Source organism: Vibrio sp. 10N.286.46.A8, from assembly GCF_041470165.1.
Classification (GTDB): domain Bacteria; phylum Pseudomonadota; class Gammaproteobacteria; order Enterobacterales; family Vibrionaceae; genus Vibrio; species Vibrio tasmaniensis_A.
This window is the reverse complement of sequence record NZ_JBFRLX010000121.1, coordinates 1-11,366: the sequence shown is the minus strand read 5'-3', so window position 1 is coordinate 11,366 and position 11,366 is coordinate 1. Positions and strand designations below refer to the sequence as shown.

Below are 11,366 nucleotides of genomic sequence, written 5' to 3'. Positions count from 1 at the left end.
CAAGAAATCACGTTTGATGGTGTTGTAATTAACATCCCCGGCAAATGTCGAAGGTGATACTTTTCCTGATTCAATCGCCGCTAATGGGAGTGTCACGTTCTGACCTAGTGCAGGGTCATTCTGATAATAAAGATTGAAGTTAATAAAGGTTTTATCAGACACATACCAATCGATTGATGGCGCAATCACATAGCGCTCTTCCTCAACACCGTCTACTTGCGTATCTTTCTTACGACCCAAAGCAACCAAGCGATAAGCAACGTTGTCACTCAAAGCACCCGTTGTATCAATTGAAGCTTCAACTAAGTTATCTAAACCCGTTGCTAAGCCAACTTTCGTCGACTCTTCGAACTTAGGCGCTTTTGCAATGATATTAACCATGCCTCCTGGTGGCATTGACCCGTAAAGAACCGATGTTGGACCTTTAAATATTTCCAAACGCTCCATCGCAATAGGATCAATCTGAGGTTGTACGTTCCATCCAGGAAGGATTGGCAACATCATTCCGTCATAATAGTTATTCGTAGAGTCAAAACCGCGAATTTTAACCCAATCACTAAGAACCACTGCACCACCTTTATTCTCGGTTGATACACCTGGTGCATAACGAAGAGCTTGCATTACAGACTTAACACCACGTTGTTCCATCTGTTCGCTTTCGATAACGTTAAGTGTTTGCGGCGTTTCTTCTGGCGCTAAAACGGTTTTCGTTGCTGTATTACGGTAGGCTTTACCCATAACAGTAATAGTTTCTACATTCGAATCTGCGGAAGTAGCGGTATCTTTCGCGAATGCTTGCGCTGAAAACGCAGTCAGCAACGCGACTGCCAATGATGAATACTTAAAACGAGTGTGAGTGGTCATGATTCCCTCGGTACCAATGCTTAATTGTAAATAGTAATAAATCTCATTTGCATTGTATGTATCTAGAGATGGGATAATTAACAATTTGGTGCAAATTCAAAAAGAACTTGGCCTATTTTGAGTAAAACTAGGTCAATTGCTGATTAAACACACAATTGTTCTAGTCACATTTGATCTTGTAGCCTTTGACCTTGTAACACAAAGGCTTTTGAGAAGGGGGGAGAAAGTCGGAGAGCTGAAATATGACTACGATTTGATAATTGGAACCCAGTACTCCATTTCCGCATCAGAAGCATGAGCTTGATAGCCAAATGGGTACATCTCAAGTTCATAACCATCAACGCCACGATAACCTGAATTTGGAAGCCAATTAAGCACAAACCAACTTAGAGTATGGGGTAGATGCTCTATAGGACCACGGTGCTTTACTACAGCATAGGTTTGCTTAGGGATGGTCAGCACCTCTAACTTATCAGAGATAATACTAGGCAGTTGCGGGATAGAGATCTCGTCATGAAGCTCAACGCCCGCCCAATAGTAAATATTGGTTCCGTCAAAACAAGACTGAGTCAGGTCAACAACACCAATAAACTGGAGCATGTTGGCGTCAGGGATTTCAACCTCACCTTCTAAACGTGACCATAGCTGAGGGACTTTCTGTGCGAAGTCTTGCGTCAGTGAAAACAAGCCACTGATTTCTGATGTCATTCCTTTCACTAAGAAAGGCTCTCTTTCATCAATGCGCACTTCCACAAAACTTAACGCCCTATTTTCTGAATTACTCACCGTTTCTGATACTTGTATCGGCTTTTTTAGCCCTACTCTTTTGCCTGCTTTTCTATACTGACTTGGGCTTACCCCAAACATTTGCTTAAACGAACGGCTAAAGCTTATTTCTGAATTGAATCCGAGACCAAGCGCAATATCGATAACACGATCTTTTCCATCAAGCAGCTCTTCGGCAGCCTGACTTAACTTTAGCTCTCTCACATAGTTCGCCACGGTAAGCCCTGTTTCGGCTTGAAACACTCTTTGCAGCTGCCAACGAGACCAACAGCTTTGCGTCGCCAAATCTTCTAGCGATAACGCAGAGCTAAGATTCGCATGGATATAAGCCAGAACGCGGCTGATACGGTCAAATGCAGGTGTGTTCATATTCAAGCTTTCATCTTCTCTATTTTTGACTAGGGCGTGTTGGGTTCAACAATACTTTTATCACTTAAAGTGGCTTTTATCACTGAAAAAAGGACAGCCCACCCAAACTTTATAAATCTCAAAAACGTAAAAAGCACCGAGTAGATGCTCCATTTTGTATGGTTATCCTCGACTATGTTCGTTATGATAACGCAACTGATTCTCATTTATTGATTTAAGATGCTTCCCCAACTGCACAATATTATCACTCGTCGGAAAGCCCCGTCTCTACATCAAAAAATCTTCGCTTACTCAAAACAAGTGAGCCCTTATTTAAGCGGAAGCTTTGGTGCACATAATAACAAGAGCATTGCGGTAACAAATGAGAATAGCCATAAAGAGCTCAAACGAGTTTACGATGGTCTTTCGCAAAGCCACCCAGAAGCAGGCAAAGCGTATTGGTTAACGCGAACCTGGGATCTCGTGTGTTGGCAGCCTATCTATGTGACTTTCATTTCTATCTATGGGCTTCATTCATTACCCGACATCAAGAATATCGGTCAATTTAGATACAAAGAGTTCATTACTGGCTACCGCTTCTTTAATGGTGATCATCAACATGGTTCACCAGAAGAGCTGATTCCCGATGCTGGTGAAGCCATTCTTGCACTGACTGAGTTTTATCGAAGCCAGATCAGTGAATGGACACGTATTCGCCCAGGATTTACCAATCATTTATTGGCCGATCTATTGTTAGGCAGTTTGATAAAACTTCAGCAACACGAACCAAGCCTGACCAACGATTACATTATTGCGCAAGCTAAGCTTTGGTTAGAAGCATGCCAGTTGTCTGAAAATCATTTAGACAGCCTTAAAGTAGACTCTAGTTCGGGGATGTTAAAACTGATCAGAATCAGCTGCTGCCTGGTTTATAAGTGCGATTCAAGAAAGTACTGTGATAATTGCCCTAGGCATCCAGACAACAAAAAAATCGCTTAGTCACGCCATTTATTAAAGTTCAATACGACGAGCCTTCTCCCATTGAGCTTCGCTACTGATCTAATTACAGGACTGACATGTTTCAGCTTTCAAACATAAAAATTGTTCGTGATGAACGAACCATTCTCTCAATCGAAGACCTCACGATTCCGACCAATGAACTGACAGTCGTTCTTGGCCATAATGGTTCGGGTAAATCTACACTCGTTAATTTACTCTCAGGGCAGATGTCGCCGGATCACGGCAGCGTGGAACTAGACGGCGCTTCCCTCTCTTCATTCAAAAGCAAAGATTTAGCGAAAAAAATTGCTTATCTACCGCAAAAGCTCCCCGCTTCTGCAGGCTTAACCGTAGAAGAGTTGGTTCGTTTAGGTCGCTTCCCATGGAGAGGCGCGCTAGGCCGTTGGAATTCAGAAGATAAGTCGATTATCCAACAAGCGATGGAAAGAACCGGTGTCACTGAATTCTCGCAAGCCTTGGCGGATGATTTATCTGGAGGAGAGCGTCAACGCGCGTGGGTATCGATGTTGTTGGCTCAGCAATCACCAGTACTAATCCTTGATGAGCCGACTTCGGCACTGGATGTGCATCATCAGTTTCAGCTCATGGGTTTACTGTCTGAACTAAACAAAACGGAAAATGTTGGGGTGATCGTCATTTTGCACGATTTGAATCTAGCACTGCGTTACGCGACACACATCGTTGCACTGAAAAAAGGTCAGATTGCTTTTGAAGGCAGTGCGGATAAGTTACTTGATGAACAAGCGCTATCAGCTTTGTATGAGTCTTCGATTCGCCTGATCACTCATCCAGTTCCAGCTAAGACAGCAGCAAGCGAGAAGGTTGCAGTCGTCTGTGAATAGTTCGGGCATTTCAGCTTAAGTCTAAGCTCTAAGCTCTAAGCATAAAGAAGGCCATTGAAGTCTCAGAACTTTAATGGCCTTTTCGTTTTTCACTCGCTAGCTAAATAATCAAATAACTAATTAACTAGCTCAGCTGCGACTCTCTCGCTTCTTGACTACTGAAACCACGCAAAATATTAATCAGAGTAATAATAGTGAACAACATGATGACAAGCGATAAATGCCACGCTTCTCCTAGCCCTAATTGAACTAGCCCCATACTCACCATTGAAGACACCACCATCTGCCCGCCGCCAGACATCGCAGCAGCCGCGCCAGCGTTCTTCTTATAAGGCAACATCACCAACGCCTGAGCACAAGGCAACGCAATACCATTGCCAAGAATCATCAAGAACTGGCCAAGCATGAGATACAAAGGCTCAAGTGGGCAAAAGAAAAGCCACAACGCCGCAGAGATATGCAATACAGGGGTACATAACAGAGTTTTCTTGTTGCCCAACATGGGGCGAATACGGTTACATAAACTTGTTCCACCCAGCATCCCTAAAGCAGGAATCACCGCCCACATCGCGTATTCATCAGACGTCATGCCAATCTGATTTTGCATAATAAATGGCATCACTGATACGGTAGTGATCATCAAACTAAAGTTAAGCCAGCCAATACTCGCAAAACTCATAAAATAACGAGAAGTGAGTAGCTCTTTGTATTGAGAAACCATTTTCTTTGGCGAAGGAATAGCGGAGATCTGAGTGACGGTTTCCTTAAACTTGAACGCCAAAACCATCCAAGCTAATGAGACATAGCCAAGTAGCGAGATGAACACCATGCTCCAGCCAAAATGGAAGTTAATAAAGCCGCCGATTACGGGCGCAATCAAAGGTGTAATAGACGCGACCATCGCAATGTAGGACATAGCTAAAGGTAAATCTGCCCCACTGAATCTATCCCGCGTGGAAGCACGAGCAAGTACAGCGCAACAACCCGTTCCTAAGCCTTGCAGAAAACGTCCCATCACCATGCTAGTAAATGAATGGCTAAAGAAGATGATCATTAATAGCCCAAGCATCGCAATCAACAAACCACTTAACAGCACCTTCTTACGCCCTAGAGCATCGGAAATTGGACCATAGATAAACTGAGAAGGTCCAAAACCTAACAAATAGACACTCACCAGAAGCTGAGCTTGCTCTAGCGAAACATCAAAGTCTTTCGCGATCCATGGTAATGATGGAAATACCAGCCCCATACTGAGTTGGCCGATGCTGATGACCAAACACGCAAGTAGGATCGATTTAAAGTCAAATCGACGACTCATGATGTAAAGTATCCAATATAACAGCTGTTTTGAGATCGGGTGGTTTGAGAATAGATAGCTTGGGTATCAACCTGACAACATAAAGACAGAGAAAACAGCGAAGATGTTGCAAGGGTAGTATTCATTATGCTCCGAAGGAATCGAATAGAGAATGGCAGGCTAAACATACGTGAGCTTGCTTACTCATACAACACTGGTTGAACTAAATAAATGAATAGTCACTTTTCAGTAACCCAACCTTTGCACCTGTCGACCACAAGCTAAACTAATACCACGTCATGAAAACAAAGGACTCCCATGAACAATCATCATCGTATTATTTCCTGTGCTTTGGCACTCATCGCATCGAGTCCAATATCCTCTGCTTTTGCATGGCAAGTAGAGAAGATCACCGACGGACTCGAGATTCCATGGGGTCTCGCTTATGTCGATGACAGTACTATGCTTCTCACAGAAAAAGCTGGCGTCATTAAACAGGTTGATTTAAAGACGGGTGAGCAAAGCACACTGTTCAGGCTGCCCAATATTTGGGCGAAAGGCCAAGGTGGTCTGTTGGATATCGCGCTCTCCCCTTTTGAAATCGGAAAGTTCTACGTCACTTACAGTAAAGACGTCGATGGTGAAGGAGTAACGACACTGGCTTCTGCTAATTACAGCAATAATGAAGTTACCAATTGGACAGACGTGTTTGTATCTAAATCCAGAACGGACACCGGACGTCACTTTGGTAGCCGTATCACCTTTGATGATAGCCACCTCTATTTTTCAATCGGCGACCGTGGTGGTCGAGACAACGGCCAAGACACCATGACTCACGCCGGATCAATATTACGATTGAATGCTGATGGAAGCACACCAAGTGATAACCCATTCTCGGATAACAGCAAGGTGCTCAATGAGATTTGGAGCTATGGCCATCGTAATCCACAAGGCTTGTATTACGACTTCCCGACCCAGAAGCTGTGGTCGATTGAACATGGCCCGCGAGGTGGTGACGAAATTAATTTAATAAAAACAGGTGCCAACTACGGGTGGCCTGTCACATCACACGGAAAAGAGTATTGGGGGCCAATTAGCGTAGGCGAGTCTGAAACTAAGGATGGCATTGAAGCGCCTAAAAAAGTCTACGTTCCTTCAATCGCTCCGGGGAGCTTGATTGTTTACCAAGGGGATAAATACCCAGAGTTAAAAGGAAAGCTGCTGGCTGGCGCACTTAAGCTTACCCACATAAATATTGTGACAGTCAATGGACAAGGTGATGCAATTAAAGAGGAACGTATTTTAGAAGATTTAGGCGATAGGATAAGAGACATTGAAACTTCACCAAGCGGCGACATCTTTTTCAGTACCGATAATGGCAACCTGTATCGCTTGAAAAAGTAGTCAAAACCTCGTTCCAATAGAAACATGATGCTTAAAGTGAGATGTATAAATATAAGCCGTTAAAATTGGGTTCAGGCACCAAGTAGCGGCTTAATAATTTGGAAAATAAATATGCCAAAACAGTGCAATTACTCCAAATTCGTCATCAACTTCGACCACCTTTTTCACAAAAACTACAACAAATCACCATACAACTGTAACTCCATGATATTTAAGGAATGCAAAGTTTGACTACCCCCAAGTTTCTGCAACCTTTCACTATGGATTCGATTGACTATCCCCTAATTTGATTTAGACTTCATCTCGGCTAGAAAGAAAGTTCTTTGTATATAAACATTTCGTTGGATTACTAGTAACCCCGTTGTGTTGTACGCAATAGCAATAAACTTTTCCGCGCTATCAGTGCCACAATTGGCTCAAAATAAAAATTTAATTTTAGGATATCATCATGTCTAACACAGTTACTGGTAAAGTAAAATGGTTCAACGAAACTAAAGGCTTCGGCTTCATCGAGCAAGAAAACGGCCCAGACGTATTTGCACACTTCTCTGCAATCACAGGCGACGGTTTCAAAACTCTTGCTGAAGGCCAACAAGTTGAGTTCACTGTATCTCAAGGTCAAAAAGGCCCACAAGCTGACAGCATCAAAGTACTTTAATTTAGTATTTTAAAGCTTTCTAAAAATAGCCAGCCTCTGCTGGCTATTTTTTTACCCGCTATTCAGAGATTTAAGGTAACAAGGCGCCCTACGACCGATGAAATAGACCTGTTAAAAGAAGCACTAGAGAATACGAGCAGATCAGAGAAAACAAAATCCTCTACTCTATACTTTTAGACTTCAGCATCCTGAGCTGTATGAGGGTAAGCGAAGTTTGTGGTATTCGATGGGAAGACTTAAACGAAGAACTTAAAACAGTGATCGTACGTGACCGAAAAGACCCACTTAAGAAAGAAGGCAACCACATGGTCGTTCCTCTACCTGGTGAAGCATTCGATATTGTAATGAAGCAAGAGCGTAAGGGGGAGTTGATATTTCCATATAACCCTCGCTCAGTTGGCCGAGGCTTTGTTGAGGTGTGTCAAACGGTTGGGGTTGATAACCTACGCTATCATGACCTACGCCGTGAAGGTGCAAGCCGTTTGTTCGAGAAAGGCTTTACTATTGAGGAAGTTGCTCAAGTAACTGGTCATAGGAACCTAAATACCTTGTGGCAGGTTTACACCCAGTTGTTTCCGCATAAATTGCACGACCGCAAGATATAAAAGCGATTAATTGTTTGTAGTGAATATAAAAATATTGACTCGAAAGGGACCTATTTGTGTTCACAAGTAGGTCCCTTCACGATGGTGAATAAAAGCTATTCAACCTATCAAGGCTCTGAACAAAACCTTGTCAGTTATATTGCTAAATTAGGATATAACTGATTAGCTGTGAAGTAAGGGAAAATAACGCCAAACTAACCCGCACGAAACCTTGGCATAGACTTTCGCGAAACAAAAACACCAAGCGTAGAGTGTCGGGTTTGGTGCCTTGTTAGGTTCTTTAGTATTGAAACACCAATTTGACCAAATGAGGACATGGAGAATCAAACTTAAGATGAACCAACGAACATGTTTTGGAAACAACCTTAAATGAAACAACTCCATCACCGAGCGCACCAATAACATATGATTCATCGTCGAAAGGTTTAGTAAAGTTGAATGAGAAGTCGAGTAACCCATTATCTACAAGAGAAGATATGTTTTTCGCATCGAGGATATTTACGACAGAATTAGGATCAAACTTAATATATGCAAGTGCATCAGTTTCCTCATGTTTTATAGGAGGGTTAATTAACTTTTGGCTTATCTCTTTATATTTTCTAAGTGACTTTCTATCAATTGTTCCATCATGAGCTAGTCGATGACAACTTGGGCACAAGGCAACTAAATTATCTGGCTTATGTTCTCTACACTTTGCCCAAGGTACTATGTGATGCAAATCTATATTTGCAGAATCTTTACAAGCGGGGATTAAGCACCTATGCCCAGCTTCAACGAGAACCTCTCTTCTCACTTCTGCTGGTATTGTTGGCCTTTTAGTCATTCAAATCTCCTTGTAGAACCTAACGAATGATATGAGATCCCTCTAGCTGACACTCTACGTGACATACTTACTTAGTACACGCTAAAGAACTGGAGGTTACTATCTCCACCATTAAAATTATTTGCACTGATGCAATAGCAAGTACGTCCTACGCTACGCATAATAAAAATGCTACACGTTGAGAGTCACTCTTGAGCAGTTTGTTAAATGAATTTTATTCCTCAGCGTTAGTCAAAATTGTACCAGTAGCGTTAGCGATAATTGCAGGCCAATACATATCTTTTAAATCGATAGCGTTCAGCGCATAGATTATTGTCGACAAGCCAATTCCGAATGCTTTCCCTTGGATATTAGGAATATGATTCATGCTACTCTCTCCCTTGACCAAAAAAGGGGAAGTAAACGAGCCTCCTATCGCAGGAACAACAACATGATCTTTACCACCAATGATTAAGTCTGGAAAGTTAAGATCTGACACATACAAAGGAGAATTCGAGTCCGTTCTAGGATTGCATTGAAGATGTAGAGGCGTAGGGTCTGCTAATTGCTCCCTTGAACTTCTATTTAGCTTTATATTTCTCGCTAGAATACACCCGTACATTGGATTACGAACTTTCGGCCACCCTAAGGAGCCTTGGGAAGCAGAGTTAAATTTGACATAACGATCAATATCACCAATATGCTTTGGAGAGCGCGCTAAACTTTTCGCGAGATGCACCTGATTAACTGCTTTCATCAGACTTTGACCATCAGACATGTCACCTTCTACATGTAATGTATTTTTTGCTTCGATATAAGCATATACCGCTTCTACCGGTATAAATTGCTTACGCCATAAACTGTCTTCATTTAGCATTCTGAGAATAGGAAATCGATGCTTATCATAAATGATAATGTCATCACCGGCTTGAGCGCCATCTTTAGTAATTATATGCCCTCGACATACGCCATACTTCTCCGGCAAAAAGGTTTTAAGTAGTTTACAGATGCCAATTTCAAACTCATCACCGACATCAAAATTGTAGATGGTCTCGATCTCATTGAGTATCGCTTCAACTCGAATATTAATTTTTGCAACAAAATCGTTGTACATATGTTTCCTAATTCATTTAACGACAAAATTAAGGCGTGAGCAACGCTACCACGCTACCTAAAATATTGTTCTATAAGACTAAGCTGGCTTGAAGCGAAACCGCCAAGCGTTGTGAATCACTATCAAATGCCTTGTTATAATTACATTTTCCAGTAAAGACTATCAGCAGCCATCTCTTTATATACATCCAAAATATCGTCTGAATACGGATAAACCATCGTAGCTCCGCATTTTGGTCTCTGTAGCAGCACTTTTTTCATCATTGAAAACAGACCCGGCTGCTTTGCGTAATAAAGTCCAGGAACACTGTTTGGAGAGTTAATCGCCGTATTCAAAGTATGCTCGAAAAAGGAGTAAACATGGTCCTCTTCACCTTCGGTCAGCTCAAATGCTTCAAATATAAACTTGATCTTGTCATCACTATAGCCTCGAATATCACGCAATATAGCACCAACACCTAGAACAAAAATTCCGTCAATTGATGCTAGTTGAGCAGATTTATCTTGAGGCCAACGTGATTTTGTAAAATCAATTCGCTGTTCAATTGACAGCTGTCCATCGATATCCTTGTCATAAAACTCGTATATTGAATCAAAGTAACTTTGAGGGAACTTAAGTGAACTGTCGTACGCGAATATATACCTGGAAATATTAAGATTTTGAATATAAGGAGTGCGGACAAAGTCAAAAATGCCATCAGATGCAAACATAGCTTTCTTAAATGTTTGGCTCGTTAAGGTACTTTTTACTTCTATTACGGCTTTACAAGCTTCAGGAGGGACAATAACAAAGTCATGGTCACGGAAAATTGCAGCGTATTCGTTAGAGTCCCAAATGATAATATCTTGTTGCTTTGATTTTATTTCATTTCCATTTTCATCAAGCGAAAGAATAAAGCCCGAGCTTACCTCATACTTTTTTGGTAATAGTTGTTTAAGTAAGCTTCTTAGTAGTTCTTCTTTATAATTTCCAACTGAAAGCCAGTGGTCGCGACCAATAAGGAAGTCTAATCGTTTCATTTTGCTTTTCAATTCATGACTGTGAGAACTAAAAAAGCTCGATACATCGTCTTTCAATGATACCTCCTGTTGTCATAGCGCCCTGCTAAGTGGCTCGCACGCTTACCACAACACTAAACGTAACACCGTCCCAGACAAACTGCCGTGCGTTGATAGTCTGTCTTGAGCAGTTTGTTATGTATTAGGTTGGCGTAAATTCTGCTTCAATAGTTTTCGAATTTCCTTAACTTCAAACTCAATCTCTGTAAAAAGTTCAATTTCCTTTTTTTCGTCAATAGCGTGTTTAAATTCGTGTCTTTTTTCTATGAAATTTTCAAGGCGTTCACACAGAACTTCATCGTCAATCAATAACTGAGCTTCAGCCAACAAGCCTAAGTCTTTGAAAAAGGAATTGTCTTCAGAATTTTGCCCCAAAGACTGGAGGTTAGACATTAGGTTTGAGAAAGCTATTAACTTCCTATCACGTAACCAACTCCGGATTTCTTTTTGTTCTTGATACGGTTGGAGGATCAGTAGCTCAAATATTTTGACGCTAATTCCGCCTAAGCCAAATACTGATAACAACTTAATTAGTTCCATAATCTCTAACTTTAGTAGCCTTCTGGTT

11 protein-coding genes and 1 pseudogene are annotated in these 11,366 nt (G+C 41.6%); 5 read left to right on the top strand and 7 right to left on the bottom strand.

What is annotated here, in order from left to right:
• Together AB4232_RS12920 and AB4232_RS12915 are read right to left on the bottom strand one after the other, a co-directional pair.
• The coding region (locus AB4232_RS12920; RefSeq protein ID WP_372087273.1) for a TonB-dependent siderophore receptor at positions 1–864 on the bottom strand (864 nt) is incomplete at its 3' end.
• Between the two features lie 246 nt (positions 865–1,110).
• Positions 1,111–2,019: an AraC family transcriptional regulator gene (locus AB4232_RS12915; protein WP_017103741.1), complete on the bottom strand. Its 909-nt coding sequence runs from the start codon at positions 2,017–2,019 to the stop codon at positions 1,111–1,113.
• Between the two features lie 219 nt (positions 2,020–2,238).
• Between AB4232_RS12915 and AB4232_RS12910 the strand changes: the two genes are divergently transcribed.
• Complete coding sequence (locus AB4232_RS12910) at positions 2,239–2,997, top strand: siderophore ferric iron reductase (RefSeq protein ID WP_017101702.1); 759 nt, start codon at positions 2,239–2,241, stop codon at positions 2,995–2,997.
• A gap of 77 nt (positions 2,998–3,074) precedes the next feature.
• Positions 3,075–3,860: an ABC transporter ATP-binding protein gene (locus tag AB4232_RS12905; RefSeq protein WP_372087272.1), complete on the top strand. Its 786-nt coding sequence runs from the start codon at positions 3,075–3,077 to the stop codon at positions 3,858–3,860.
• 124 nt (positions 3,861–3,984) lie between these two features.
• Here AB4232_RS12905 and AB4232_RS12900 read toward each other — a convergent pair whose 3' ends face one another.
• Complete coding sequence (locus AB4232_RS12900; protein WP_102558388.1) at positions 3,985–5,178, bottom strand: multidrug effflux MFS transporter; 1,194 nt, start codon at positions 5,176–5,178, stop codon at positions 3,985–3,987.
• A 297-nt stretch (positions 5,179–5,475) separates the two neighbouring features.
• On the opposite strand from AB4232_RS12900, the gene AB4232_RS12895 reads away from it, so the two are divergent.
• The 3 genes and pseudogenes from AB4232_RS12895 to AB4232_RS12885 form a co-directional block, all read left to right on the top strand.
• Entirely contained in the window at positions 5,476–6,561 is a 1,086-nt protein-coding gene (locus AB4232_RS12895) for a PQQ-dependent sugar dehydrogenase (protein ID WP_372087271.1), read from the top strand.
• Between the two features lie 448 nt (positions 6,562–7,009).
• Positions 7,010–7,219 carry a cold-shock protein gene (locus AB4232_RS12890; protein WP_004731543.1) on the top strand — a complete coding sequence of 70 codons (210 nt, stop codon included), beginning with the start codon at positions 7,010–7,012 and terminating at the stop codon, positions 7,217–7,219.
• A 72-nt stretch (positions 7,220–7,291) separates the two neighbouring features.
• A pseudogene (locus AB4232_RS12885) lies at positions 7,292–7,824 on the top strand (site-specific integrase); the annotation flags it as partial.
• Positions 7,825–8,104: 280 nt separating this feature from the next.
• On the opposite strand, the gene AB4232_RS12880 reads toward AB4232_RS12885, so the two are convergent.
• The 4 genes from AB4232_RS12880 to AB4232_RS12865 all read right to left on the bottom strand — a co-directional run.
• Positions 8,105–8,647 (bottom strand): HNH endonuclease, encoded by a 543-nt coding sequence (locus tag AB4232_RS12880; protein ID WP_372087270.1) that lies wholly within the window; start codon positions 8,645–8,647, stop codon positions 8,105–8,107.
• 214 nt (positions 8,648–8,861) lie between these two features.
• Positions 8,862–9,740, bottom strand: coding sequence for a DUF6602 domain-containing protein (locus AB4232_RS12875; protein ID WP_372087269.1), 879 nt, complete (start codon positions 9,738–9,740; stop codon positions 8,862–8,864).
• Between the two features lie 140 nt (positions 9,741–9,880).
• Entirely contained in the window at positions 9,881–10,816 is a 936-nt protein-coding gene (locus tag AB4232_RS12870; protein WP_372087268.1) for a DUF6602 domain-containing protein, read from the bottom strand.
• 117 nt (positions 10,817–10,933) lie between these two features.
• Positions 10,934–11,366 (bottom strand): hypothetical protein (locus AB4232_RS12865; RefSeq protein ID WP_372087267.1); only part of this gene is annotated, 433 nt, incomplete at its 5' end.